Consider the following 26,111-nt stretch of genomic DNA (forward strand, 5'->3'; position numbering starts at 1 on the left):
TATCTAAATGTATTTATTTAACTACCTTCTTGTCAAAATTCATAGGAATCGCTGTGAGGTCTAACCAGCATTGATTATGGACAATATAGGAGGAGTCTCTCTTGTAAACCTTCCAAGATTTCTACAGGCATTTCCCTGACCTTGATATCATCGCCTAGGAAAAATAGCCAATTTGTTATTTCGGTTATTTCTTCTGAATGATTAACATCGATAAAAGTCTTTAAAATGGCTGTAGTTTGGTAAGGATTCGTATAAGAAATTGACATTTTGAAAGGATGGTATTTTTTGAACTGTGCAATTGCCTTTGGACCAAGTTCAAGGACAAGGTTGATTACTTCCTCCTGTTTACTTAGTTTTTCTAAAATCTTTTTCCTGCTTAATCGAATATTTGTAGAGCATGGTTCTACATCTGTGAGATGGTCGACAGGCAAAATCCGTTTCTTCTCCTCCTTTAAATCAAAGCCTTCAATCAGCCACAGGCTTTTTTCACGATAAAGATTCAAGAGGTAAATAGGATAGGACTTTATCACGTTCTCCTCTCTTATGGTAATCAGTAAATATCGATCCAAAATAAGCAGTTGGATTAATTTTTCTAACATGGGATGAGGGAGATCTGCCAAATCAAGCAGATCAGGATTATTCGGATTAGTCCCTTCAAATAGTAAGAGGCGATTTAAAAGAACAAGGTCATCTTGCTGGGTTTCTGAGATGAGTCCTAGTAATTTTTCAGCTAAAGACTGGCGACTCTTCAAATAAGGGAGTTGTTGGTTTCTTGTGGCCATAAAGGCAATAAAAAGAGCTTTAATCTCATTATCGGTAAAACGAACAGTTGGCAGGACGGAATTGTTCATCACAAAATACCCCCCGTCCCTTCCGACTTCTGCGACAAGCGGCATCCCTATAGCTTCAATTTCTCTGATGTCTCTAATTGCTGTCGAACGAGAGATATGAAATTCTCTCATGATTTCAGAAATTGTAAAGTTGGCGCGGTTGTTAATATACCGCATGATGGTATTAATCCGTTCAACTTTTTTCATCTGATCCCCCTAAACAGTATCATTTTTTGACATGGTTTAAGCCTATTATATATTTATCAAGTGAAAAGAAAAAACATTTGATCAATTTTTCAAAAGGAAGTGTTGAATATGGCAGATTATATACTAGAACAAAAAGACAGCTTTCACGTGTTAGGTATTGGAACTGAACTTAAGAGTCATTACACAGACTATGCGGGCATAACGAAGGAAAAAGCAGACTTTTGGCAAGCAGTCACACAAGAAGGTAAGCTTGACACCTTAAAAGCCATTGCCTCAAATGACTATATTTTTATCGTAAACGAAGCGGTAAATAACAAGCTGATGCATTATGTCGGGGTCATGACAGAGGAATCGTTACCAGAAGCGGACAGAGTGATTCAATTTCCTAAAGGGGAATATCTAATCGTTAAAGGGGAAGCTAAAACCGCTGATGAATTGCATCAAACGCTTACTGGCACTGCATTTGGTCAAGTCTTGCCTGAAGCAAAGAATTTCGCCTATGTTGGTGGACCAAATGCAGTGGTAGAGATGGGGCAGCGAAACGGCTTATTACTTGGTGAGATGTGGATTCCTGTTGTACGAAAATAAGAAGGATATGGAGGGATAGAAATGGCCTATATCGTTGATTTTAAAAATGTGTCTACGATTGGTTTAGAGTCTTCACCTGTAGCAGACGCACTTGCTGGCTTACGAGCGAATGAGGCTCGTTACTTTATGAACAAATATAAGCATGAATTGACAGTATTACCTGCCAGCGAAAGTCAGGATACCCTTGATTATGTGAACCGAGTGTTAAAAGAAGAACGTGAACTAGAGTTTGCAGCAAAACCTTTAGAAACGGCAAGTTTTCAAGTGGAAAATATCAAATGGACCTACGTCTTTTATGAGGATGGTCTTGCAATTAACGTCCTGTATACATTGGATGACCCGAAAAAACGCGCTGTTGGTTTTAAGCTTTCTGAAGGGATGGAAGTACCAAAGGAATTAGAAGGGAAATTTAAATTTGCTAGGCAGAAGTCTAAACTTGCTGGAACGATTCGTGGGTCATTCTTTAAAATTAAAGGGGAATATTGAACTCGAATTTGTGAATCTGATGAAACAAATAAATTAAAATTATTTCCCCCTTCTAAACAGAGCAGCATTCTCTATGCATTATTAGAGGATGTTTTTCTGTTTATTGTACCAACTTTATTTTCTTATGAAGAAGTTCGCCGTTAAAATGGCTTGGCGATTAGTCTTTTATATAAATGTCCTGCTATTTCATTGTTTAACATCTATACTTCTTCAAAGGAATTTCTGATCTATATCAAAGAAAAAGATGTAAAGTGTCCCCCCTCATTCAAAAAAACTCACTATAAAAGCTGTGAGCGCCTAGTTTTGCTGGTCTTTATCATACGATGGGTCCCCATCCCTCTTTTGGTCGGTTTTTTCTCAATTTGAAGTCCAATAACACAAAAAACCTTGAGGGCATTAAGCAGATCAAGGTTTTTTTGCGTAATCTCATTAAAAATGAACTAATTTGAATTCATTTTTGAAAGAAAGTCTTGAAGAACTACTTTTACTGGTGAATTCGTAGTAGTAGCCATTACATGATTTACACGTTTTAAAATTTGAGGATGCTTCAATATCAATTTCTTGCCTTCTTCAATTGGGAAGCTTCTCAATGTATCAATACAAATCTCAAATAATTCTTTATCATTAGTATTCAACAAATCTATTAAAATATTTAACTCATATTCATTGCACTCATTATCCAGGCAATAAGCAATTTTACGCTGCCACTCTATTGGTTTATTAAGCACCTGGTTTGATAGTTCTTCCCAGTCATTTAGGCTAAAATCAGAGAGTATCTCACTAGCAATCAAACACCCGTCATCATACCATGAATCTACTGTTGTATCAACAGATAAAAGATTATCTAATTCCTTAAACACGTTTAAGACCTCCAATATAAATTAAAATCCTGATGGACGCAAAGCATTTTTTGTACCAGTCGGATATCCGCTGGTTACATCTCTCCCCACTTTAATTACATCAATTTCTACCCCATTTATACTTGCTCTATGCCAAGTCGCTCTATCTCTTAACCTTGATGAGATAGCATCTGTATCGCCAACGTCGGTAATACTTCTGAGAATTTGCTCATCCTTCCATGAATCGGGAAATAAAGTACTTTTTTTAATCTTGGAGATATTTCCATCAGAAAACTGTTTGGTAAATACAACATTTGTTGTACCATCCGCATTTGTTGATAACACTTCAACTGCAAATTTTTCATTATCATTATTAATTCTAGGCGAATGGCCCCCTATTAACTGATTTTTTGGAACCTTCCGTTGCCCTTCAAGGATTTTAGCTTTAATTTCTGGGCTAATTACAGTTCTTCTAGCAGAATCTCCACCTGCACCCTGAATTCCCATCTTCCCATGAAACCCTTTCACCCCAAACGGCAAAAGCATTCCAAGCGCCGCGTTCATACTTGCTTCCTGCTGTCCTTTCGAGACCTTATTTCCAAACATATCTCGACCTGTAATCGCTTCGCTGAAGCCGTTGGTGGCGGTGAGACCATATAAACCTTTTTGGGATGTCTTTAGAGCATCAAAAGACTTTTGTGATGTCTTGTAAATGTCGACTGCCCTGACCGCGGCTGATGTGGCTTGGGTGGTTTTATAGACAGCTTTTCCGCCTTTGAAAATGCGGCCTGCCCAGCCGACGATTGGGATGTAGCCTGCGGCTGCCATGCCGCCTGCCGCGACTCGCTGGCCTGCGGTGAGTTCCTCGCCTGTGATTGGATCAACGCCCGTTGCGGCACGTTTTGCATCGTTCACGCCGGTCAGTTCATTCACGATGTTTCCACCATAATCGAGGGCTTTTTCATACCAAGGGCGGTTGGCGAGGTCTTCTTGTTCCTTCGCAATCTTTCGGGCTTCTTCTTGTTCTTTTTTGATTTTCAGATATTCAGAAATTTGCTTCTCAATATCGCTTTTTGCCTTGTAAATTTCGCTATTTTGATACGCTTTCTTGTCAAAATTCATAGGCGAAATCGCTTTTCCGTCATTTGTCGCATTGATCATTTCAGCGTACAATGCCATTGTAGCTTGCTGTTCCGTCTCTGACAAAGCATATTCATCTTTTAAATTTTGATCAAGCTCTCTTAGTTCTCTGACCGTCTTTTTTCGTTCATCTTCCGCATCTTCTATTTTTTCATCAAAGGTTTGGCTATCAAATACCTCTAGGGAAATGAGGTCATCAATGTCTTGAAAAATGGTTTTGAGTGCCTTTTTTTGATCCTTCACAATGCTTTTGGCATTCTTGATACCCATATGTACCGCATTGTCTAAAAAGTGTTCTTCTACAAAGGTATCGCCGCCAAAGTTTGTATCATCCAGTGTCCCAGAAACACCTTCATGAAAGGCTTTTTGCTTATCAATGAAGCTGATAAACATGTCTACATTTCCAGCGAGCTCTTTATAAAAGCTTTTAATGTTATCGGCACCTTTCCCAGTGAAGTCATCTCCGAGGTTGGCAATACCTTGTAATGCCTTTTTTAAATCCACCATTTGTTCGCGGAGTTCCTGGTAGTGTTTTGCCCTTGTGTCCATGGCACTGGTTAGTGCTTTTGCATCAAGTATCTTCCCCAGCAGAATTCACTCCTTCCTATTCATTGACAAGGTCAATTTTACCAATAAAAATTTTGTCATTAAATAGGAATATTGATACGAAAAACAGTACTTATTATGTAAATGAACAATGTTTCAATAGAATACTTTAGCTCCACTTTTGTCAGTAATAATTATGATGCGATATTTAGAACATCTTTTAAATAAATATTTTTTTAAGCTACTTCATTATAAAATTGTTATAGAGCACTTCCATGGTAAGGAAGATGTCACTAGTCGAGGCAATCCCTACATGAATTAGGAATGCACTTAGAAAAAGCACACCCGCATCAGTGTACTTTTTACGATTTAGACTTCAGCAATTGCAGCTCTTGCTCCATGATATCTGCTGCTTCAGTTATAAATTGAATAATTAAATCTAATTCTTCTGCTTTGTATTCGTTTGTAAGCTGTTTAGTTGATGCTGATAAGGATTGGAAAAGTTCTTTCACTTGTGATTTTCCTGCTGTTAGTGGGACAATGATGACTCTTCGTTTGTCCTTTGGGTCTTTTTCTCTTTTGGCGTAGCCCGCTTTGACAAGGCGGTCAATGAGAGCTGTGACCGCACCTGAGCTAAGACCTGTTTTTTCACTTAATTCTCCTGCTGTGAGAGGACCGAGTTCGTTTAATAGATCGGCGGATTTGAGATCTGTTGGAAAAAGGCCGAGCGATTGAGCGGCCGCTTGGTGGAACAAGACGGTTCGTGTGGCGAGGCGCCTCATTGTATGGATGATCTGGGCTGCTCTGTCTTCAGCCTCGTTCTTTATTGACAACTTGTTCTCCTCCCTTTAAAATCAATTTATCTTGATCATCAAGATAAATGTTCTCTTACTTTATGGTTAAGTTGATCATAGCAAAAATAATGAGAGAACGTAAGCAGGAGGTAAATGAAATGAATCATGTGGATAAAGGCAAGGCATCCACTCGCTTTGTTGTCATCGGTTTGCTGTTAGGGATTTTTATGGCAGCGATGGACAATACCATTGTTGCAACAGCAATGGGAAGCATCGTAGCAGATTTAGGCAGTTTTGATAAATTTGCTTGGGTGACGGCTTCTTATATGGTGGCAGTGATGGCGGGAATGCCGATTTACGGAAAGCTTTCTGATATGTATGGTCGAAAGCGTTTTTTTCTGTTTGGACTTATTTTCTTTTTAATTGGATCAGCGCTGTGCGGTATCGCGCAAACGATGGATCAGCTCATTATTTACCGAGCCATTCAAGGGCTTGGGGGCGGTGCACTTCTTCCGATCGCATTTACGATTATCTTTGACATCTTCCCGCCTGAAAAGCGCGGAAAAATGTCTGGTATGTTTGGAGCAGTCTTTGGTTTATCAAGTGTACTCGGACCGCTTTTAGGTGCTATTATTACGGATTCGATCGGCTGGCATTGGGTTTTCTATATTAATGTGCCAATTGGTATTGTCAGTGTCTTCTTGATCGCCAGATACTATCAGGAATCGCTTGAACATCGTAAGCAGAAAATCGACTGGTCAGGTGCTATTACACTTGTCGTTGCGGTTGTCAGCTTAATGTTCGCGCTTGAGCTTGGCGGTAAATCTTATGCTTGGGATTCGGTGCAAATCCTCACACTTTTTGCTGTGTTTCTTGTGTTCGGTACGATCTTCTTTATTGTCGAGCGTAAAGCTGAGGAACCGATTATCTCATTTTGGATGTTTAAAAATCGATTATTTGCAACATCTCAAATTTTGGCGTTTTTATATGGCGGGACATTTATTATTCTTGCTGTCTTTATTCCTATTTTCGTGCAGGCTGTGTACGGTGAATCTGCGACAAGTGCAGGGTTCATTTTAACACCGATGATGATTGGATCAGTCATTGGCAGTATGATTGGCGGAACGATGCAGACGAAAGTGCCTTTCAGACGTCTTATGACTATTTCTGTCATTTCATTTTTCGCTGGGATGCTGCTGCTTGCCAATATGTCACCAGATACAGCAAGACTGTGGCTCACACTCTTTATGATGATATCAGGCTTTGGCGTCGGGTTCAGCTTCTCCCTTCTGCCGTCAGCTTCAATGAATGATCTTGAGCCGCGCTACCGAGGCAGTGCAAACTCGACCAATTCATTTATGAGATCACTTGGAATGACGCTCGGTGTAACGATTTTCGGGACGATTCAAACCAATGTGCTGACAAATCGTTTAGCTGATGCCTTTAGCGGAATGAAAGGAGCCCCTTCTCAAGTAGGCGATCCACAGGCTATTTTCCAAGAAGGTGCCCGCTCACAAATTCCGCCTGATATTTTAAATAAAGTCATCGATGCGATGTCACAAAGTATTACGTACGTATTTTTGCTTGCATTATTCCCTATTGCACTTGCGGCGATTACGGTCGTATTTATGGGAAATGCACGGGTACGCACATCTAATGAAATGAAGGAAAACGAATAAAGGGAAAAAGCAGAGCGATAGCAGCTCTGCTTTTTTTCTTATTGATATAACGGATGGGCTTTGCCCTCACTGCCAACGATTCGTATTTTCGACTGGACCATGTCTTTCGCTGCTTGTTTTGCTTTTTGTAAATACATACGTGGATCTAAGCTTTCAGGTTCGTTTGAGAAATGATCACGTATTGCTTCGGAATACGCATTTTTCAGTTCAGTTGAGACATTCACCTTTGCCATACCAAGTGCAACGCATCGCTTGACATCCTCATCTGGTACAGCGGAACCACCGTGCAGGACAAGTGGTACATCGACCAGCGCTGCAATTTCTTCAATGCGGGCAAAGTCAATATCCGGCACCCCTTTATAAATGCCATGGGCAGTACCAATCGCAGGCGCTAAAGTAGGCACCCCAGTTTCTTCTACAAATTGGCGGCATTCTGATGGAACGGCTTTTTCAGCATCCTTTTCGTCGACGACGATATCATCTTCTACGCCGCCTACCTTGCCTAGCTCTGCTTCGACATTTACACCGACTTTTAAGGCAAGATCTACGACTTCTTTTGTGCGGCGTACATTTTCTTCATATGAGTGCATAGATGCATCGATCATAACGGATGTATATCCAGCTCTGATACAGGTGAGAATCACATCAAAGTCTGTGCAGTGATCCAGGTGAAGACCGATTGGGATTTGATATTGATCAGCCGCCGCCTTCACTGTATCTGCAATCGCTTTTGCTCCAAGAGATTGAACCGTTCCAACCGTTGTTTGCAAAATCACAGGTGACTTTAATTCTGCAGCAGTTTCGAGCACCCAATAGATACTGTCAAAGGAGTGTACATTGAATGCCACAATTCCGTATTTTTCTTTTTTCGCAGCCTCAAGCATTGGTGTTGTTGAAAGTAAAGGCATGATCAAACATCCTCTCTAGTTAAAATATCCGCTTCTAATACAGCAAGCATGTCTTCATTTGTTCTTGTTTCCAGCAGTTTTTGACGTTTCGTTTCATCCATTAAGCCTCGTGAAAGGGCTGAAAGTGCTTTTAAATGAGTCGTCCCTGCTTCACTTTTAGGGATTAGTAAGGATAAGAAGAAAAAGCAAGGCTTCCCATCAAAAGCGTCCCATTCAATTCCTGTTTCCGTGCGGACGATCACAAGTGCTGGTTTCGTGATGGCTTCTGTTTGTGTATGCGGAATGGCAAATCCATCTTGAAATCCGGTTGTACTAAGTGCTTCCCTTTCCGCTAAGCCTTTTTTGACATCCTCTGGTGAGGTGCAAATACCTGCTTTATAGGCAATGTCTGCAATGGCTGCTAACACGCCAGCCTGTGAAGAAGCTGTTTCGTGAAGATTCATATAGATATGTTCCATCATTTCTCCTCCTCCGTTTTAAACTGCGGGGTTGTCTATTTTTTTACGGTAAAGTCCGTAGAGAATCGCACCTACTAGTGAGCCGATTAGTATGGAAAGCACCCATTGGAATGCACCTGTGACAACTGGGAGGACAAGGAACCCGCCATGTGGAGCTGGAACCTGTACGCCAAAGAGATACGTCAATATAGCAGAGATAGCCGAGCCAAACATGATAATTGGCAGGACAACAACCGGGTTTTTGGCCGCAAATGGGATGGCTCCTTCTGTAATATGTGTCGCTCCTAGAATATAGTTGATTGCCCCTGCATTTCGTTCTTGTGGCGTGAAATGTTTTCGGAAAATCGTTGTGGCAATCGCAATGATAAGCGGCGGTGTGATACATGCTGCTGACACACCTGCCATGAAGTAAAGGTTACCTTCTGCAAGTAAAGCCGTTCCTGTGACATAGGCTGCTTTGTTAAAAGGTCCTCCCATATCAAATCCACACATCGCTCCAACAATTAAGCCTAAAAGCAGAGGGTTTGTGGATTGTACAGATGAGAGAAAATCCATTAAGGAATTATTTAGCCCTGTGATTGGAACTAACAGCGGGGTCATGACAGCCCCGATTAAGAAAATACCGATGACAGGATAGATGAAGATCGATTTTAATCCATCAAGTGATGTTGGTAATTTTTGAAGCAAGAATTGAAGCAATAAAATGATATATCCTGCTGCAAAACCTGCGATAATACCGCCTAAGAAACCAGCACCTCCATCATTTGCAAGGAGACCCCCTATAAATCCAACGACCATCCCTGGGCGTCTTGCGATTGAATCAGCAATAAATGCTGCTAAAATTGGCACCATTAAGCTGAAGCCAAGTCCGCCAATGCTTTTCAAATAGGCAGCGAACGGATGATACGTTTCGTGCTTAGGATCAGCAGAGTAGATACCAAATAAGAAAGAAAGGGCAATTAAGACCCCGCCTCCAACGACAAATGGCAGCATGTGTGATACACCATTCATTAAGTGCTTATAGATGGTGTGTATCCATTTATTTGCCGACTTTTGTTGAGAGGATGAATGAGCAGATGGTTTTTCTGTTCCAGAAGCTCTTCCTTTCACTTGATGAACGGGAGCATCTCCATTTATAATGCTCTGGATCAGCTCAGCCGGCGTGCGAATGCCTTTGGCTACAGGCACTTCAATGAGTGGTTTGCCGTGAAAACGATCTGTATTTACATCTTTGTCAGCTGCCACAATGACCCCATCTGCTTCCATAATGTCTTGATCAGTTAAAGCGTTTTCAATTCCTACTTGACCATGCGTTTCGACTTTAATGTCGACCCCTAGCTGCTCAGCAGCGATTTTTAATGCTTCAGCTGCCATGAATGTGTGTGCAATGCCTGTTGGACAGCCGGTTGCAGCGACAATTTTTTTACGGCTCATGTGTTATTCCCCCTTAGATCTTCTGAATGTGTACTTGCTCAATCAATGAATCAATATCATGTAAATCACTTAAGCCTTTTGAAAACGCAGTGGATGCTCCCGTTGCAATGCCGTAGCGTAAGCATTCTTCAGGTGAATGTCCTTCAAGATGTTTACTAAGAAAAGCTGCGAGCATCGCATCTCCAGAACACGCTGTGTTTACGACAGTGCCTGTTGGTGCGTTTCCTTTAAACACTGCGTCCTTCGTAATGAATAAAGCCCCTTTCTCGCCTCGGGAAATAAGCACTTGCTCTGCACCCATCTCAATGAGCTTTTCTCCTGAATGAATGAGTTCTTTTTCTGACAAAGGATGTGTTTTGCCGAAAAAAGCAGCAATTTCTTCTTCATTCGGTTTTAGTAAATACGGCTTGTATTGAAGCGTCTCAAGAACTGCTGCTGAGCTTGTGTCTAAAATGAACTTGACCTTCTGTTGATGGCAAATAGCTGCTACTTCTGAAAAAATGCTGGCAGGAACGCCTTTTGGCAGACTGCCTGACATGATGAGGTTGCCTCCCTGCGGGATAGCCGCAATTTTCTCACGAAAGGCGTGAAGCGCTTTTTCTTCAATTGCAGGGCCCTGATTCACGAGCTTGTATTCTTCTGTCGTATTGATAAAAACATTAATTCGTGTGATTCCTTCAACCGAGATAAAATCGGTCTGAATGGAGAGATCCTTTAAAGATTGTTCAATATAAGAGCCTGAAAACCCAGCGATAAATCCTAATGCAGTGCTGGTGAAGCCATATTTCTTTAGCATAATTGACACGTTCACGCCTTTTCCATTCGGCTGATAATCTTCATCTTCCGTCCGGTTGACTGCATTTGCCCGCATTTCTTTTAATGCAATATATAGGTCAATAGCAGGATTTAAGGTGCATGTATAAATCAATTGGTTTCACCTTCTTTCTTTTCTCTAAAGAAAGTATCTCATACGATTCAGTGAAAATGTTTTCAGAATGTGTAAAGGTTTTCATGAGAAAAAGCCTTCCAGATCAAAGTCTCGAAGGCTTTCTTATTGGTTATTTCATTCGGATCACATAAGCGTCAAGTAAAATGCGGGCAATGACATGAAGAGACAGGCGGGATCTCACTTCATAATCTGGGAAGAAAGATTGTTCCCCTTTATATCCGACTAGTGTCATATCTGATATTTTGCTTAATGTAGAATCTATTCTTGTCGTAAGCGTAATAGTTGTGACTTGCTTCATGCTGAGGTTTTGACACGCTTCAACAAGCTCAGCTGTTTCGCCATTTAATGAAACAAAGATGGCAAGCTCACTTTTATCAATGTCTCGCGATTTCAGCCGAATGATATTCGGATCGTCGTGTACTTCACATGTTTTCCCGATGAGCTGTAATTTGATGGTCATCTCTTTGGCGATCATCTCTGAGAAGCCCCTGCCGAAAATATAAATTTTGTCTGCATTATGTATTTTTTGAACGGCATCTTCAATTTGTCCAATACTTTGCAGCTGTATCGTTTTTAAAACCTCTTCTTCATTTTTCCGAATTGCTAGTTTGATGTCTTCATCAATATTTTTGAGCTGGTCGCTTGCATCTGTCATTTTCTTTTCTTGTTTCAATCGATATTTAAAGGATGTATAGCCGTTATAGCCAATTTTTTTCATCAGCCTGACTATCGTGGCCGTTGAAACATTGGCTCTTTCGCTTAAAGTGACAATGGATAAGGTGGAGATATCCTCTAAATGCTGGTGAATATAATTGAGTAAATATCGTTCTGTTTCACTTAACGTTTGATATACATCACTTGGGATGTTAAATAATGATTCATTCAATTCGATTCCCCCTTATTCATTTCATACTATAATTAAATGCCCAATAAAAACAAGATGATTCTTTTGTCATGTATTTAGATAAAAGGCGAAAATGAGTGAAATTTTATTTTTGACATAAACTAAGGAAAAGTTGTGTCTATGTGAAAGGAGCTGATCCGTATGCTTCATCTTTTGTTTTTTCTGATCCTTCTCTATGTCGTTTATGTCTTTTTGACCGCATTTGTTTTGTTTTATTTACCGATCCAAAAAACATGCAAAGAACATTGTATCTTTAAAGCCTCTTCGATCTCAGGAGACGATCAGGGCACAAATCAAGTGATGCTTCTTGACGATGGATTTGAGTCTGGTCAGGCCAGAATCCAAATGATTCGTGAGTCAAAGAGGATGATCCGCCTTAGTTATTATTCCATTCAAAAGGGAAAAACAGCCGAATGGGTACTAGGTGCTTTAATTGAAGCTGCTGATCGAGGGGTGAAAGTTCAGCTACTTTTAGACGGCATCTGCCACAGTTTGCGTGGACCGCTGAAGCATTTACGATATGCCGTGGCAAATCACCCGAACATGGCCATTCGTTTTTATGAGCCCTTTCGGTTATTTAAGCCATGGACGTGGCATAACCGCCTTCATGATAAGCTGCTGCTGGCAGATGGCCGAGTGGCTGTGATGGGCGGAAGAAATATCGGTGATAAATACTTTGCAGATCAGCCCCCGAAAGATTTTGCATTTGACCGCGATGTGCTGCTTTATAACGACAAAAAAGGAAAAGTATTAGATGAAATGGAGCAATACTTCGTTTATTTATGGAATCATGACTTTACGAAAAGAACAAAAGCTGTGTTCTCCAAACAAAAAGCAAAAAAAGGCTTAAAACTAAGAAAGAAACTGCTTAAATCCTATCAGGAGGCAGTGCGTGCGAAAGAACCTTTTGTGATGTCGTCCTTTAATTGGGCAGCAGATGGCACCTCAGTAAAGCAGATTGCATTTTTTACAAATCCTGTGGAGCGCTTCAATAAGCGTCCTCTTGTGCTCAAAAAACTAAACGATCTAGCCCACCGGGCAAAGCGTTCTGTGCTCATACAGACGCCTTATGTCATCCCGACACGACCCATGAAAGACGGCCTCACTCCCTTAGACAGCGGGATTCAAACGACAGTTGTTACGAATTCTCTTACAGCGACGCCAAATCCGTTAGCTTTTGCAGGTTACTTAAGCACGAAAAAGGAACTGATGAAAACAGGCATTCATTTGTACGAATATGAAGGCCCGTATTCCATTCATGCGAAATCAATGGTCATTGATGATTATTTAAGTATTATTGGCACATATAATTTAGATGCGAGGTCTAGTTTTTTAAATACAGAGTCAATTTTGGTCATTGATAGTGCCCCTTTTGCGCTATCACTTACTCAGGCAATAGAACGTAAAATTGCCTATAGTATACTTGTCGCGAAGGACAAAACAGCCTATAAAGCGCAGTCCTATGGGCAGAAAAAAAAGCCTTTGATGAAAAGGCTCCTTTTAAATGGTTTATCCGCGATCACTGTTCTATGGCGGCGGTTGATCTAAAGGGCAGCTTACTCTTGTGGCAGCCCTTTTTCTTCTGATTGATCCTCTTCTGCTGACTCCAATTTGGTCAATTTAAACACTAGGATCCCCGCAACAATCACAATGACACCTAGTAGTTTTGCGGGAGAAAATTCCACTTTCTCTAACCCAAGCCAGCCAAGCGAATCGAACAAAAGCGCAGAACCGAGCTGTGAAATCAGGACAATCGAGATTCCATAAGTCGGACCAAGACGTTTGATACTTTGAACGAGGCAGATGACCACCCCTACTCCAATGGCTCCGCTCATCCAGTACCACGCTTCCATATGTCTTAATTGAAACATGCCGGTTCCTTCTAGCAAAAGACCCATCAAAAGTGAAGCAATAAAGCCCATACCTAGAACGAGAGTGGTCGTTGACCAAGAGCCTGTCTGCTCATTGACCTTAGTGTTAAAAATGGTTTGTAAGCTGACGAGTGCGCCAGCCGTGATGGCTAATCCTATTCCTATAATCATGTCTGAATCCCTTCATTTCTTCTATTCATAAATGTTTCGCTCCGCTATTTCTAAGAGTCCTTCCCGGTCAAGAATCGTAATCTTCCCTCTTCGCCTCTCTATCAGCCCTTTTTCACAAAATTGCTGAATCACCCGGTTAATATGACGGTAGCTTGTACCAATTAAGCTCGCCGCATCAGTAAGACGAAGTGCGCTCGCGCTGTTATCACCTGTTAACACAGACAATAAGTAGCTTGCGAGCCTGACCTCTACAGGATATAAAAGGTGGAAGCTCAAATCGTTTGATTTCGTATAAAATTTGTTTGTGATGCCCTTTAGTAAAAAGGTTAATACGCGGGGATCATCCTTCGCATGGCGCATGAGCGCTTGATGAGAAATCCTTAGCATATGTACTTCTGTGACAGCCTCCACTGTATTGACCATATCTGTCTGCTGAACGTATTCAATATCTCCAATCGCTTCAAGAGGATGTTTAAAACAAAGAATAAAGGTCTTCCCTTCTTTTGTGGTGGTGAAAATCTTTAATTTTCCTTTTACTAACAAGTACAAGTGCTCCCTCTGATCTCCCTTTGAACAAATCAGCTCACCTTGCTCATAGCGCCATAAGCTGACGTGTGATATGAGTTTCTGATGAAAGACGGTTTCTAATTCATGTGCCTTGAGATAAGAGGAAAATAGAGATTCATCATGAAGCTCCTCCATCTGACGTCCTCCTTTATAGCTTTAAAATGATGACGCCTACGATCATCAATAGAATTCCTGCATAATGCGGCCATTTCATTTTCTTCTTCTGTACACCAAACCATCCTTTTGCATCGATTGCAAAGGTAAATGCAAGCTGTGCAATGAGTAAAGCAGCGATGGTCAGTGTGACACCGATCATTTGAATTGCAGTGACTTCATTGAAAATAATAATGGCTGCAAATGCGCCTCCAATTAAATACAGTGGTTTCACCTTTCTATATTCCCTGAAGTGTCCGTCACGTACGATCAGTAAAATGATCAGTGCAATAATAAAACCGGTCAGCTGCGTGATGGTTGCCGCCTGCCATGTCCCGATATCCTGGCTGATTCTTGCGTTTGCTACGCCTTGCAGTGTAATACAAGCGCCTCCTAATAAAGCGAAAATAACACCTTTCATTCGTTCAAATGCTCCTTCTTTTTTCAGTCTAGTTCCATTAAATGATAGATGCCCTGATGTTGAAAAGGACATATGTCCCACTTTGCGTATTATATCAGAAACTTTTTCTTTTGCAGTTTCATCGTTTTAGATTTTTCACAGTGGGTACAGTTTTATATCACCTGAAAACAGAATATTGAATGGAATCACATATAAAAAGGAGACATGTCAGAATGAGAAATCAAGAGAAACATTTTATTAACGGAGAATGGATCGCATCAACAGGAAACGAAACGACGGAAGTCATCAATCCTGCTACAGAGGAAGTCATTGGCACCATTAGTTTAGGAACAAAAGAAGATTTAGATAAGGCAGTCAAAGCTGCTCGTGCCGCCTTTCCTTCTTTCTCAAAAACATCTCGAAATGAACGCGTAAAGATGCTGGAAAACATTGTGCGCGGTTACGAAAAGCGTAAGGATGAACTGATAGAAGTCATGACACAAGAGCTTGGCGCACCACTGAAAGTATCAGAAGAGGTTCATTACAAAATGGGATATGAACATTTTTCTAAAGCAGCGGAAGCACTTAAATCGTATACATTTACTGAGGACCGCGGCGGACACACCATTATAAAAGAAGCGATTGGTGTCAGCGGATTGATTACACCTTGGAATTTCCCAACAAATCAAACATCACTTAAAATCGCGGGTGCCATTGCAGCAGGCTCACCAGTTGTCTTAAAGCCTGCGGAAATTACACCTTTTGCCGCAATGATTCTTGCAGACATCATTGATGAAGCTGGCGTACCGAAAGGCGTCTTCAACCTAGTTAACGGAACTGGTGATGTCATTGGTGACGGCATTAGCTCACACCCTGATATTGACTTTGTTTCATTTACAGGATCAGGCGCTGTCGGCTCTAAAATAATGGAAAATGCTGCAGACAATATTAAGAAAGTGGCTCTTGAGCTCGGCGGGAAATCCCCTCTTATCGTCTTAGATGATGCAGATGTGGATGAGGCAGCCGAAACAGCCGTTCATCATATTGCGATGAATACAGGTCAAGTGTGTTCCGCAGCTACACGTGTGCTGATTCCTGAATCAATGAAAGACGCATTTGAAAAAGCGCTGCTGAATGCTCTGCCGAAGTTTACAGTTGGTGATCCGCGAGAAGATCACGCCACTGGTCCGCTTGTCTCCAAAAAGCAATGGGATACCGTGCAGTCTTATATTGAAAAAGGAATTGAAGAAGGTGCTCACCTGCTTGCTGGGGGAACTGGTAAGCCGGACGGACTAGACAAAGGATATTTCGCCAAGCATACTATTTTCACAAATGTGAAAAATGATATGACCATTGCGCAAGAGGAAATATTCGGACCCGTCATGAGTGTGATCACATATCAGGACCTTGATCATGCCCTTGAGATTGCCAATGATACAGTATACGGCCTTGCTGGCTATGTGGTTGGAAAAGATGAAAAAACATTAAAATATGTAGCTGAACATATTCGTGCCGGTCAAATTACCATTAACAATGCCGAAACAGATTACTTTGCCCCGTTTGGCGGCTTTAAGCAATCTGGTATCGGAAGAGAATGGGGAGACTTTGGGATCGAGGAATATTTAGAAGTGAAAGCTGTGATGGGACTTCCAACAGCATAATTTGAGAAAGGAGAAAAACCTTAGGGTTTTTCTCCTTTTTCTTGATAGAAAGAATCTGCCCCTGCTCCCCTACTTATCCACCAAGATGTGATATTTTTTGACCGTTGCTTTAGGAGGAAACGATTCTTGTAACTCATCAAACCAAACCTCAATCGTTTGACCCTGTGACAGCTCTTTAGAATCTACTTTTGTTAAATCCATAACGATGAGATCATTTTTATACTTTTCAATAAGAAGATGAGTTTTCAATGAATCATCGCTTTTTAGAGGCGTTTTATTGTTAATAAGAAGTAAGTTCGTCTCCCCTTTTCTTAGCAGGATGCCTTTTTTTGAAAAAGGTGCTGTTATTTTATTCTTATTGTCTGAATCCTTTATATGGCCCTTTGGAGAATGGCACGCTACTAATAAAATGAGAAAAAACAAGATGACAAGCCGAAAATATTTTGTGTTTTTAAATTTTAGCTGCATCAACTTTCATACACCCCTTTTCAATTCCTTACGATCGCTTCTTCATTCAAAACGGCTCATTTTTCTAAAGGTGCTTTATCCAGTTAAACGATTCACCTTCATGTTCCTTCACCTTGCAAAGGTATTAGAAATCTTAATCATGACAATCAATATTATATATTTTACTTAATGGCAAACTTTCGGTAAAGTTCAAATTGAACCTATATATATAATTCCTATCGAATTAATCTATGTTTATATTCCTTGTGAGGTGGATATCGTTGCAACTTCATGTATTGAACAGTCCGTTTAGTCAGGAGCAGGCAGAACTGCTTAATCAGCTGCTTCCGACTTTAACAGATCAGCAAAAAATTTGGCTTACCGGTTATTTATCAGCACAGGCAGCTTTAACCGGATTAGAAAATACTGCCCAAACCCCTTCTCCTTCTGCTGCAGCACCAGCGCAGCCTGTCAGTAAAGATGTGACCGTGCTTTATGGCTCGCAAACAGGCAATTCTGAAGGGTTAGCAAAAAAGACAGCGCAGCATCTTGAAGAGAAAGGTTTTCAAGTGACGCTCTCTTCTATGTCAGATTTTAAACCAAATAGTCTGAAAAAAATAAACAATTTACTCATCATCGTCAGCACACATGGCGAGGGAGATCCGCCTGATAATGCCCTTTCTTTCCATGAATATGTTCACGGCAGACGGGCACCAAAGCTTGATCATTTAAGCTTTTCTGTCCTATCACTTGGTGACAGCTCTTACGAATTCTTCTGTCAAACAGGTAAAGAATTTGATGAGCGCTTAAAAGAGCTTGGCGGAACGCGTCTTTTCGATCGAGTGGACTGTGATCTTGATTATGATGAGCCGTTTTCTGAATGGCTTCAAGGGGTGGCATCTTCACTTAGCGAAGGCGGAGCCGCAGCAGCCCCGCAGGAATCAGCGGAAGCAAACACTCAAACAGCTGCATCTGAATACTCAAGAACAAATCCTTTTTATGCTGAAGTGCTTGAAAATATCAACCTAAATGGCCGCGGTTCTAACAAAGAAACCCGTCATTTGGAGCTTTCTCTTGAAGGATCAGGACTTGTTTATGAGCCGGGTGACAGCCTTGGTATTTATCCAACAAATGATCCAGCCCTTGTTGATGAACTGATCAAGGCATGCGGATGGGATGCAGAGGAAGCCGTAACCGTTCATAAAAACGGCGACACGCTTCCTTTAAAGGAAGCACTCACCTCTCATTTTGAGATTACTGTCTTAACAAAACCTCTTCTTCAAAAGATGGCGTCCTCTACAAAGAGCGAAGCCTTGCAGGCCCTTTTAGAAGAAGGAAACGAAGAAAAGCTGAAAGCATATATAGCAGGAAGAGATTTAGTAGATGCTGCTCGTGATTTCGGTCCTTTTGAAGGAACAGCGGCAGACTTCACTGCCATTTTAAGAAAAATTCCGGCACGCCTTTATTCCATTGCAAGCAGCCTGAAAGCAAATGAAGAAGAAGTTCATTTGACGATCGGTGCTGTGAGATATGATGCTCACGGAAGAGAACGTCAAGGTGTCTGCTCAATCTTATGTGCGGAGCGCTTAGAGCCAGGTGATAAGCTGCCTGTTTATATTCAGCACAATCAAAACTTTAAGCTTCCTGAAAACCCTGATGCACCGATCATTATGGTAGGACCAGGCACAGGCATTGCGCCTTTCCGTTCCTTTATGCAGGAGCGCGAGGAAGTCGGTGCAGACGGAAAGTCATGGTTATTCTTCGGTGATCAGCACTTTGTGACGGATTTCTTATATCAAACCGAATGGCAAAAGTGGTTAAAAGATGGTGTGTTAACGAAAATGGATGTGGCTTTTTCAAGAGATTCAGAGGAAAAAGTATATGTCCAGCATCAAATGAAGAAACAAAGTAAAGAATTATTCGAATGGCTGGAGCAAGGTGCCTATGTATATGTCTGCGGAGATGAAAAACATATGGCGCATGATGTTCATGATACCCTTCTATCAATCATCCAAGAAGAAGGTGCGATGAGCAAAGAGAAAGCTGAAAGCTATCTAGCCAACTTGCAGCAGCAAAAACGCTATCAGCGTGACGTATATTGATTGAATGCTTGAAAGAAAGGAGCTTTTACTTACATGGTGAAGACAGCATTAACAGCGCCGGATGGACCTCCGAGCGACGTAGAGGAAATCAAAGAAAAAAGTGATTATTTACGGGGTACTTTAAAAGAAGTGATGCTTGATCCGATTTCAGCGGGTATCCCTGATGATGACAACCGTCTGATGAAGCATCACGGCAGTTATTTACAGGATGATCGTGACCTGAGAAATGAACGGCAAAAACAAAAGCTTGAGCCTGCCTATCAATTTATGCTGCGCGTCCGCCTGCCTGGCGGAATCGCTACATCCAAACAGTGGCTTGTGATGGATGAGCTTGCTCATCAATATGGAAACGGTACGTTAAAGCTGACAACTCGTGAAACCTTTCAGCTTCACGGTATTTTAAAATGGAACATGAAAAAGACCATTCAAGACATTCATTCCACTATGCTTGATACGATCGCTGCTTGCGGCGATGTGAACCGTAATGTCATGTGTACATCAAACCCCTATCAATCAGAAGTACACCATGATGTATACGAGCTTGCCAAAAAATTAAGTGATGACCTGCTTCCGCAAACAAGAGCGTACCATGAAATTTGGCTTGATGAGGAAAAGGTAGCGGCAACGCCTGATACAGAGGTTGAGCCGATGTATGGACCGCTTTATTTGCCAAGAAAATTCAAGATTGGTGTGGCAGTTCCTCCTGCTAACGATATTGATGTGTTTTCGCAGGATTTAGGCTTCATTGCGATTATTGAAAATGATCAATTAGTCGGCTTTAATGTCGCGATTGGCGGCGGAATGGGCATGACTCATGGTGATACAGCGACCTATCCTCAGCTTGCAAAAGTAATTGGCTTTTGTACACCGGAACAAGTTGTAGAGATTGCCAAACAAGTGATCACCATTCAGCGTGACTATGGAAACCGTTCGGTGAGAAAAAATGCCCGCTTTAAATATACAGTGGACCGCCTCGGTCTTGAGAATGTAAAAGAAGAGCTTGAGCGCCGCCTTGGATTTACCCTATTAGATGCAAGAGATTATCACTTCGATCATAACGGTGACCGCTATGGCTGGGTAAAAGGCATCAATGGCAGATGGCATTATACGATGTTTGTAGAAGGCGGACGCATCACGGATTACGATGACTACCCGCTGATGACAGGCATTCGTGAAATCGCAAAGATTCATACAGGTGACTTCCGCTTAACAGCGAATCAAAATTTGATCATTGGAAACGTCACATCTCACAAAAAGAAACAAATCGAGCAGCTCATTCAGGAGTTTGGTTTGTCAGATGGACAGCAGCACTCTGCACTGCGCCGCAGTTCAATGGCCTGTGTTGCTCTTCCGACATGCGGCTTAGCAATGGCAGAGGCAGAACGCTACCTCCCGCGCTTGATTGACAAAATTGAAGAGATTGTCGAAGAAAATGGCTTAAGTGATAAAGAAATCACAATTCGTATGACTGGATGTCCAAATGGATGCGCCCGTCATGCGCTTGGTGAAATTGGCTTTATCGGGAAATCACCTGGTAAATACAACATGTATCTTGGCGCTGCGTTTGATGGCAGCAGATTAAGTAAACTGTACCGAGAAAATGTAGGAGAAGAAGACATTTTAAACGAGCTTGGCTCTCTTCTCCCCCGCTATGCAAAAGAACGCGAGGAACATGAACATTTCGGTGATTTTGTGATTCGGGCAGGTATTGTAAAAGAAACAACAGATGGCACGAATTTTCATGTGCAATAAAAAAGACAGGACGCTCTCCTGTCTTTTTTTTATGGATTTTGTTTTCTTTTCAAGTATTCGCAAATGCTGTTATACACATCAGGATTATCTAGAGACGAAAGATCTGGTGAAGGCTGCTGTTCATAAGCTCCTTTTAATAAACGACGGACGATTTTTCCGTTTCTTGTTTTCGGTAAAGCTGAAATGAGATGAATTTCCTTTGGTGTGAGCGCTTTTCCCGCATATGAACCAACATGTATTTTGAGCTCTTGAATGAATGCTGCTTCTTCGAAAGACTGTGAACTTGCCACAATGAAACAAACTAGTGCTTCTCCCTTCACCTCATCCTTTACTCCAATCACAGCAGCCTCATGTACGGCTGGATGCCCGACAAGAATGGATTCAATTTCAGCTGGACCAATGCGTTTACCAGCTGTATTAATGACATCATCCGATCTGCCCGTGATATGGAATGCGCCATCCTCTGATTGCATCACCCAATCACCGTGTGTCCACACCCCATCAAATCGTTTGAAATAGGTGTCTTCATATCGCTTCGGATCTTTCCAAAACCCACATGTCATGCCGACCCACGGCTTTTTCACAACAAGCTCTCCTACTTCATTCAGAACGCTCTCTCCTGCCTCATTATACACATCTGCCGCCATTCCTAAGATTGCCGCATTAAAAAGGATCGGTTTGATTGGGCGAAGCAGCGTACTTCCTACAATACCGCCAGAAACCTCTGTTCCCCCTGAGTAATTTAAGATCGGAATGTGCTTTTGACCAATGGTGTCAAAAAGCCATTGCCATGGTGCTTCATTCCACGGTTCACCTGTAGATATGATGGCTTTCACATGCGGCAGCTCAATGTCTGAAAGGTTTTGCTGCATCGCAGATCGAACAAAAGTAGGTGAAAGTCCAAAATGGGTGACTTTTTGCTCGTGGATGAATGACCAAATGTGCTGTTCATCTGGATAATCGGGGGCGCCGTCATATAAAACAATTGCAGCTCCATTGATCAAGCCGCCAAAGACGAGAAAGGGCCCCATCATCCATCCCATGTCTGTGAGCCAAAACAAACGGTCTCCTTTTGCAACGTCCATACAAAGACCGGCATCAAAAGCTGCTTTTACAGGAAAACCTGCGTGTGTATGGACAGCTCCTTTGGGTGTACCGGTTGTTCCAGAAGTGTATAAGATCATAAGAGGATCTTCATTTGAAAGATAAGTCGTTTCACTCATTGGTTCTTCTTTTAACAAATCGTTTAGCTGAATATCCTCTTTATATCCAGTAGGAGAGGAAGCATGTACAATGACTGTTTGGACAGTCTTGGTTTTGTCGATTGCTTCTGCCGCACATTCGCGCATGTTGATCGTCTTTCCCCGGCGCGTCACGCTAGAGCCTGTGACGACAATGGTTGCACCTGATGCACGAATACGTACGGCTAGAGGTTCACTTCCATAGCCAGAAAAAACCGGGCTAAAGATGACACCAATCTTTGCAAAGGCAAGCATGACGGCAGCTGTTTCCGGAAGCATCGGCATATAAATGACCGCCACATCCCCTTTTTGTATTCCCTTCTTCAAAAAACCAGCAGCGAGACGATTGACATTTTCCTGAAGTTCGAGGAACGTCCATCTTCTCTCTTCGCCCGCTTCATTTCTCCAAATCACGGCTGGTTGATGCTGGATTTCTTCATTCTCTGCCCATTTGTCAACAGCCGTTTCGACCACGTTGAGCCCGCCGCCTTTATACCAATTGGGCCACATGAATGAATCTTGGCCTAATGCGGCTTCATACGGCTCCTTCCACACGATTCCGACCGCCTTTTCGGCTTCTCTCCAAAACCAATCGGTGCGCTCGATACTAGCTTGATAGAACGCATCATAAGTAGAAAAACCAAGTGAATGCATCCATTTGTAAAGGCGTGTTTGTTTCTTCATCTGCTCTTCGGGTATCCACGCTGGTTTTAGGTTCATCATGAGGCCGCCCCCTTTAGACCGGATAAACCGGGTGTTTTCGTCTTGTAAATGTCATTTCTTTAGAGGTATAGGCTTGTAATCTATGACACAGCTCATCTCGCAAATGGTCAAATGGGATGACACCATCGACAATCATTTCAGAGGCAAGCTCATATATATTCATATCTTCCTGGTATTCCTTGCGTTTCTCTTGAATAAATGCTGCTCTTTCCTCAGCAGGCAGTTCGGCAATTTTATTCGCATAGACAGCATTTACAGCGGCTTCTGGCCCCATGACAGCAATTTGCGCAGATGGAAGAGCGAGACAGCAGTCCGGTTCAAAGGCTGGACCTGCCATTGCATATAAACCTGCACCGTATGCTTTACGAACAATGACGGATATTTTCGGAACGGTTGCCTCCGACATGGCGGAAATCATTTTCGCCCCGTGCCTGATAATGCCTGCTTGTTCCACTTTTGTTCCGATCATAAACCCCGGTATATCGGCAAGGAAAAGGAGTGGAATATGAAAGGCGTCACATAGCTGAATAAACTTGGCGGCTTTGTCGGCTGAGTCATGGAATAAAACGCCGCCTTTTACCCTCGGCTGGTTGGCAATAAGACCGACAGGCTGACCATTCATACGGCCAAATCCTGTAATCAGCTCTGCGGCAAACAACTTTTTGATTTCAAAAAATGATCCTTCATCAATGAGTAAATCAATGAGCTGATACATATCAAAAGGGGTATTCTGCTCCTTAGGGATAAGGTCCTGGAGGGTGATCTCTGATGGTTTAGGTGCGATTGCGGCTGCCCGTTTTGGTTTTTCTGTATAGTTGGCAGGCATGTAAGTTAAATAAGTGCGGGCGGTTTGAATGGCTTCTTCCTCTGTTTTTGCTAATATATCGCCGCATCCAGAAATGCTGCAATGCATTTTTGCCCCGCCCATTTCTTCAAGTGATACTTTCTCTCCAATCACCATTTCGGCCATTCGCGGTGAGCCTAAGTACATTGAGGCATTCCCTTCGACCATGACGACGATGTCACAAAAAGCAGGAATGTAAGCACCTCCGGCTGCCGAAGGACCAAATAGTAAACAAATTTGCGGAATACGTCCAGACAGCTTCACCTGGTTATAAAAAATGCGGCCTGCGCCCCTTCTGCCTGGAAACATGGCGATTTGATCGGTGATTCTAGCACCCGCAGAGTCGACTAAATACAGCATTGGGCAGTTGAGCTTTTCGGCTGTTTCCTGGATTCTAATGATTTTTTCTACCGTTTTGACGCCCCATGATCCTGCCTTGACGGTAGAATCATTTGCCATGACACAAACAGTCTGCCCATTCATCCGCCCTGTCCCTGTGATAACACCATCTGCTGGTAAATGTTCATTTTGACACTCGGCAAACATGGCATCCTCAATGAAAGAATCCTCATCTAATAACAACTGGAGGCGGTCACGGACAAACAATTTTCCTTTTTCTTTGTTTTTTTGATGGTATCGGTCTGCCCCGCCTTTCAGAATCTGCTGTTTTTTCAGTTCATATTCTTCGATCATACCCATTCCCCTTTCTTGCTACCTGCCTCTGTATTGAGGCGTGCGTTTTTCTTGGAAGGCTTGAAGACCTTCCGTTCGATCTTCTGTCTCAATGAGCCGTAGATAGGCTTCGTATTCCTTTGTCAAACCTGTATGCAAATCGTGATCAAGGCTTGATTGAATCGCTTGTTTCGCTTCTTTTAAGGCAAGCGGGCCATTTTTGATGATTTGTTTTGCAAGAGAGATGGCCTCGTTCATGAGGGAATCTGCTAAAGAGATATGCTCAATGAGCCCGATTTGAATGGCTTCTTCTGCTTGTAATGATGCGCCTGTGAAAATAAGTTCTTTTGCTTTACCGAGTCCAATGAGGCGCGGAAGCCGCTGCGTCCCTCCGCCTCCTGGTATGATAGCTAGTCCTGTTTCTGGCAGGCCGAGTCTTGCTCCGGCTCGTGCAATGCGGAGATCACAAGCGAGCGCGAGCTCAAGTCCTCCGCCTAGTGCGTGTCCGTTCATCACTGCAATGACAGGTACAGGAATGGATTCAATCACGATAAACGTTTGCTGAATCGAGAGAACAGCTCCTTTCGCTTCTGCTTCTGTCATCAATCGTCGTTCTTTTAAATCTGCTCCAGCACAAAAGACTTTTGAACCGGCTCCTGTAATGAGCAGACAGCGAATGCTTTCATCGTGTTTGATTTCTTGAATGATTTGATTGATCTCCTCCAGCATTAGAGCAGATAGGGAATTCGCTTGTTCTGGCCTGTTTAAGGTCATGATGCCGATCTGTTCATCTTGTATCGAAAAATGGACCAATGATGTCATGTTATTCATCCTTTATGAAGTAGTCTGAGAGTGAAAAGCGCGTAAACAGTGACTAGGAAGGGTTCGATCTACTTTTGCTTCAATCCATTCTGCCGCTTTAATTAATGCAGGAAGGTGAATATTTGTCTCAATTCCTAGTTTTTGAAGCATATGCACCACATCTTCTGTCGCCACATTTCCGCTGGAGCCAGGTGCATAAGGACATCCGCCAAGCCCGCCGCTGGAGGAGTCAAATATGGTAATCCCTGCTTTTAATGCCGTATAAATATTGGCAAGAGCCATCCCCTTCGTATCATGAAAATGAAGAGCGATTTTATCAGCAGGAAAACGTTCAAGTAAAATGTCTAAGCGCCTTTCTACTTGAAGCGGATGGGCTTCACCGATGGTGTCACCGAGAGATATTTCATCAATGCCATAAGAAAGCAAAATATCCGTTAACCGCAGGACTTGATCCATTGGCACTTGTTTTTCATACGGGCAGCCAAACACAGTGGAAATATACGCGCGTGTGTTTTTTCCTGCTGCTTTTAAATCAGCTGTCATTTGTTTGATAACAGGAAGTGTTTCATGGATGGATTGATTCATATTTTTCTTGTTATGTGTTTCACTCGAAGAGATAAACATAGCGCCTGTGTCAAGATTGGCTTCAAAAAAATGAGCTAAGCCTTTTTCATTGGGAATGAGTGCTGCATAGGTGATGTCGTCTTCTTTGTTAAAGGATTGGGTGAGTTCTTTGGCATCTTTTAAGGCTGGAACCCATTTAGGATGAACAAATGATGTGACTTCAATATAAGGGAGCTGGGCTGCTGCGAGCAGATCAATCCACGTTCGCTTCTCGCCTGTGTCCAGCCAGACTGATTCATTTTGCAGTCCGTCCCGCGGGCCGACCTCCCTGATAATCACACTCTTTGGTAATGCCATCT

24 protein-coding genes are annotated in these 26,111 nt (G+C 42.3%); 7 read left to right on the forward strand and 17 right to left on the reverse strand.

What is annotated here, in order from left to right; all coding sequences use genetic code 11:
* Positions 1-74 precede the first annotated feature (74 nt).
* Complete coding sequence (locus NSS80_RS09280) at positions 75-1,037, reverse strand: HTH domain-containing protein (protein WP_342498462.1); 963 nt, start codon at positions 1,035-1,037, stop codon at positions 75-77.
* A gap of 108 nt (positions 1,038-1,145) precedes the next feature.
* Here NSS80_RS09280 and NSS80_RS09285 point away from each other — a divergent pair, with 108 nt between their 5' ends.
* Entirely contained in the window at positions 1,146-1,625 is a 480-nt protein-coding gene (locus NSS80_RS09285) for a GyrI-like domain-containing protein (RefSeq protein WP_342498463.1), read from the forward strand.
* A gap of 21 nt (positions 1,626-1,646) precedes the next feature.
* Positions 1,647-2,111, forward strand: coding sequence for a phage tail protein (locus NSS80_RS09290; protein WP_342498464.1), 465 nt, complete (start codon positions 1,647-1,649; stop codon positions 2,109-2,111).
* Between the two features lie 440 nt (positions 2,112-2,551).
* Here NSS80_RS09290 and NSS80_RS09295 read toward each other — a convergent pair whose 3' ends face one another.
* The 3 genes from NSS80_RS09295 to NSS80_RS09305 form a co-directional block, all read right to left on the reverse strand.
* On the reverse strand, positions 2,552-2,971 hold the full coding sequence (locus NSS80_RS09295) for a hypothetical protein (RefSeq protein WP_081124466.1): 420 nt from the start codon (positions 2,969-2,971) through the stop codon (positions 2,552-2,554).
* A gap of 21 nt (positions 2,972-2,992) precedes the next feature.
* Positions 2,993-4,681 (reverse strand): T7SS effector LXG polymorphic toxin, encoded by a 1,689-nt coding sequence (locus NSS80_RS09300; protein ID WP_342498483.1) that lies wholly within the window; start codon positions 4,679-4,681, stop codon positions 2,993-2,995.
* Positions 4,682-4,998: 317 nt separating this feature from the next.
* Positions 4,999-5,418: a MarR family transcriptional regulator gene (locus NSS80_RS09305; RefSeq protein WP_051627375.1), complete on the reverse strand. Its 420-nt coding sequence runs from the start codon at positions 5,416-5,418 to the stop codon at positions 4,999-5,001.
* A gap of 170 nt (positions 5,419-5,588) precedes the next feature.
* On the opposite strand from NSS80_RS09305, the gene NSS80_RS09310 reads away from it, so the two are divergent.
* Complete coding sequence (locus tag NSS80_RS09310) at positions 5,589-7,109, forward strand: MDR family MFS transporter (protein WP_041117607.1); 1,521 nt, start codon at positions 5,589-5,591, stop codon at positions 7,107-7,109.
* A 38-nt stretch (positions 7,110-7,147) separates the two neighbouring features.
* On the opposite strand, the gene NSS80_RS09315 is transcribed toward NSS80_RS09310, so the two are convergent.
* From NSS80_RS09315 to NSS80_RS09335, 5 genes are all read right to left on the reverse strand, one after another.
* Positions 7,148-8,017, reverse strand: a complete 870-nt coding sequence (locus tag NSS80_RS09315) for a class II fructose-bisphosphate aldolase (RefSeq protein ID WP_041117609.1) — start codon at positions 8,015-8,017, stop codon at positions 7,148-7,150.
* 2 nt (positions 8,018-8,019) lie between these two features.
* On the reverse strand, positions 8,020-8,478 hold the full coding sequence (locus NSS80_RS09320; RefSeq protein WP_041117611.1) for a PTS sugar transporter subunit IIA: 459 nt from the start codon (positions 8,476-8,478) through the stop codon (positions 8,020-8,022).
* A gap of 15 nt (positions 8,479-8,493) precedes the next feature.
* Positions 8,494-9,909 carry a PTS fructose transporter subunit IIBC gene (locus NSS80_RS09325; protein ID WP_342498465.1) on the reverse strand — a complete coding sequence of 472 codons (1,416 nt, stop codon included), beginning with the start codon at positions 9,907-9,909 and terminating at the stop codon, positions 8,494-8,496.
* 13 nt (positions 9,910-9,922) lie between these two features.
* Entirely contained in the window at positions 9,923-10,837 is a 915-nt protein-coding gene (gene pfkB, locus NSS80_RS09330; protein WP_041117615.1) for a 1-phosphofructokinase, read from the reverse strand.
* Positions 10,838-10,967: 130 nt separating this feature from the next.
* Positions 10,968-11,744 carry a MurR/RpiR family transcriptional regulator gene (locus NSS80_RS09335; protein WP_034284000.1) on the reverse strand — a complete coding sequence of 259 codons (777 nt, stop codon included), beginning with the start codon at positions 11,742-11,744 and terminating at the stop codon, positions 10,968-10,970.
* A 159-nt stretch (positions 11,745-11,903) separates the two neighbouring features.
* Between NSS80_RS09335 and NSS80_RS09340 the strand changes: the two genes are divergently transcribed.
* The gene (locus NSS80_RS09340; protein ID WP_342498466.1) at positions 11,904-13,310 is read left to right on the forward strand and encodes a phospholipase D family protein; all 1,407 of its coding nucleotides are present in this window, start codon (positions 11,904-11,906) and stop codon (positions 13,308-13,310) included.
* Between the two features lie 8 nt (positions 13,311-13,318).
* On the opposite strand, the gene NSS80_RS09345 is transcribed toward NSS80_RS09340, so the two are convergent.
* From NSS80_RS09345 to NSS80_RS09355, 3 genes are read right to left on the reverse strand one after another with little or no spacing between them, the layout of a single operon-like run.
* Entirely contained in the window at positions 13,319-13,804 is a 486-nt protein-coding gene (locus NSS80_RS09345) for a DMT family transporter (RefSeq protein WP_041117619.1), read from the reverse strand.
* 21 nt (positions 13,805-13,825) lie between these two features.
* Entirely contained in the window at positions 13,826-14,506 is a 681-nt protein-coding gene (locus NSS80_RS09350) for a cyclic nucleotide-binding domain-containing protein (protein ID WP_041117620.1), read from the reverse strand.
* 13 nt (positions 14,507-14,519) lie between these two features.
* Complete coding sequence (locus NSS80_RS09355; protein ID WP_041118135.1) at positions 14,520-14,945, reverse strand: DMT family transporter; 426 nt, start codon at positions 14,943-14,945, stop codon at positions 14,520-14,522.
* Positions 14,946-15,157: 212 nt separating this feature from the next.
* On the opposite strand from NSS80_RS09355, the gene NSS80_RS09360 reads away from it, so the two are divergent.
* Positions 15,158-16,585: an aldehyde dehydrogenase family protein gene (locus tag NSS80_RS09360; RefSeq protein WP_034284008.1), complete on the forward strand. Its 1,428-nt coding sequence runs from the start codon at positions 15,158-15,160 to the stop codon at positions 16,583-16,585.
* Between the two features lie 69 nt (positions 16,586-16,654).
* Here NSS80_RS09360 and NSS80_RS09365 read toward each other — a convergent pair whose 3' ends face one another.
* Complete coding sequence (locus tag NSS80_RS09365; RefSeq protein ID WP_241770702.1) at positions 16,655-17,053, reverse strand: DUF3221 domain-containing protein; 399 nt, start codon at positions 17,051-17,053, stop codon at positions 16,655-16,657.
* A gap of 260 nt (positions 17,054-17,313) precedes the next feature.
* Here NSS80_RS09365 and NSS80_RS09370 point away from each other — a divergent pair, with 260 nt between their 5' ends.
* A complete protein-coding gene (locus NSS80_RS09370) occupies positions 17,314-19,134 on the forward strand; it encodes an assimilatory sulfite reductase (NADPH) flavoprotein subunit (RefSeq protein WP_211044136.1) in 1,821 nt (606 codons plus the stop codon).
* Between the two features lie 33 nt (positions 19,135-19,167).
* Positions 19,168-20,886, forward strand: a complete 1,719-nt coding sequence (gene cysI, locus NSS80_RS09375; RefSeq protein ID WP_041117625.1) for an assimilatory sulfite reductase (NADPH) hemoprotein subunit — start codon at positions 19,168-19,170, stop codon at positions 20,884-20,886.
* A gap of 29 nt (positions 20,887-20,915) precedes the next feature.
* Here cysI and NSS80_RS09380 read toward each other — a convergent pair whose 3' ends face one another.
* The 4 genes from NSS80_RS09380 to NSS80_RS09395 are packed head-to-tail and all read right to left on the reverse strand — an operon-like array spanning position 20,916 to position 26,109.
* The gene (locus tag NSS80_RS09380; RefSeq protein WP_041117627.1) at positions 20,916-22,850 is read right to left on the reverse strand and encodes an AMP-binding protein; all 1,935 of its coding nucleotides are present in this window, start codon (positions 22,848-22,850) and stop codon (positions 20,916-20,918) included.
* 13 nt (positions 22,851-22,863) lie between these two features.
* Positions 22,864-24,387, reverse strand: coding sequence for an acyl-CoA carboxylase subunit beta (locus NSS80_RS09385; RefSeq protein ID WP_211044135.1), 1,524 nt, complete (start codon positions 24,385-24,387; stop codon positions 22,864-22,866).
* Positions 24,388-24,405: 18 nt separating this feature from the next.
* A complete protein-coding gene (locus NSS80_RS09390) occupies positions 24,406-25,188 on the reverse strand; it encodes an enoyl-CoA hydratase (RefSeq protein WP_342498467.1) in 783 nt (260 codons plus the stop codon).
* Positions 25,189-25,200: 12 nt separating this feature from the next.
* Positions 25,201-26,109, reverse strand: a complete 909-nt coding sequence (locus tag NSS80_RS09395) for a hydroxymethylglutaryl-CoA lyase (protein WP_120206910.1) — start codon at positions 26,107-26,109, stop codon at positions 25,201-25,203.
* Between the last annotated feature and the right edge of the window lie 2 nt (positions 26,110-26,111).

This window comes from Bacillus sp. FSL M8-0350, from assembly GCF_038593345.1.
Lineage (GTDB): Bacteria > Bacillota > Bacilli > Bacillales > Bacillaceae > Bacillus > Bacillus safensis.

Bases quoted from the DNA above. Each gene is read 5' to 3' on its own strand.
- NSS80_RS09280 (WP_342498462.1), bottom strand. From the start codon at position 1,037: ATGAAAAAAGTTGAACGGATTAATACCATCATGCGGTATATTAACAAC.
- NSS80_RS09285 (WP_342498463.1), top strand. From the start codon at position 1,146: ATGGCAGATTATATACTAGAACAAAAAGACAGCTTTCACGTGTTAGGT.
- NSS80_RS09290 (WP_342498464.1), top strand. From the start codon at position 1,647: ATGGCCTATATCGTTGATTTTAAAAATGTGTCTACGATTGGTTTAGAG.
- NSS80_RS09305 (WP_051627375.1), bottom strand. From the start codon at position 5,418: ATGAGGCGCCTCGCCACACGAACCGTCTTGTTCCACCAAGCGGCCGCT.
- NSS80_RS09310 (WP_041117607.1), top strand. From the start codon at position 5,589: ATGAATCATGTGGATAAAGGCAAGGCATCCACTCGCTTTGTTGTCATC.
- NSS80_RS09315 (WP_041117609.1), bottom strand. From the start codon at position 8,017: ATGCCTTTACTTTCAACAACACCAATGCTTGAGGCTGCGAAAAAAGAA.
- NSS80_RS09320 (WP_041117611.1), bottom strand. From the start codon at position 8,478: ATGATGGAACATATCTATATGAATCTTCACGAAACAGCTTCTTCACAG.
- NSS80_RS09325 (WP_342498465.1), bottom strand. From the start codon at position 9,909: ATGAGCCGTAAAAAAATTGTCGCTGCAACCGGCTGTCCAACAGGCATT.
- NSS80_RS09340 (WP_342498466.1), top strand. From the start codon at position 11,904: ATGCTTCATCTTTTGTTTTTTCTGATCCTTCTCTATGTCGTTTATGTC.
- NSS80_RS09345 (WP_041117619.1), bottom strand. From the start codon at position 13,804: ATGATTATAGGAATAGGATTAGCCATCACGGCTGGCGCACTCGTCAGC.
- NSS80_RS09350 (WP_041117620.1), bottom strand. From the start codon at position 14,506: ATGGAGGAGCTTCATGATGAATCTCTATTTTCCTCTTATCTCAAGGCA.
- NSS80_RS09355 (WP_041118135.1), bottom strand. From the start codon at position 14,945: ATGAAAGGTGTTATTTTCGCTTTATTAGGAGGCGCTTGTATTACACTG.
- NSS80_RS09360 (WP_034284008.1), top strand. From the start codon at position 15,158: ATGAGAAATCAAGAGAAACATTTTATTAACGGAGAATGGATCGCATCA.
- NSS80_RS09365 (WP_241770702.1), bottom strand. From the start codon at position 17,053: ATGCAGCTAAAATTTAAAAACACAAAATATTTTCGGCTTGTCATCTTG.
- cysI (WP_041117625.1), top strand. From the start codon at position 19,168: ATGGTGAAGACAGCATTAACAGCGCCGGATGGACCTCCGAGCGACGTA.
- NSS80_RS09380 (WP_041117627.1), bottom strand. From the start codon at position 22,850: ATGATGAACCTAAAACCAGCGTGGATACCCGAAGAGCAGATGAAGAAA.
- NSS80_RS09385 (WP_211044135.1), bottom strand. From the start codon at position 24,387: ATGATCGAAGAATATGAACTGAAAAAACAGCAGATTCTGAAAGGCGGG.
- NSS80_RS09390 (WP_342498467.1), bottom strand. From the start codon at position 25,188: ATGACATCATTGGTCCATTTTTCGATACAAGATGAACAGATCGGCATC.
- NSS80_RS09395 (WP_120206910.1), bottom strand. From the start codon at position 26,109: ATGGCATTACCAAAGAGTGTGATTATCAGGGAGGTCGGCCCGCGGGAC.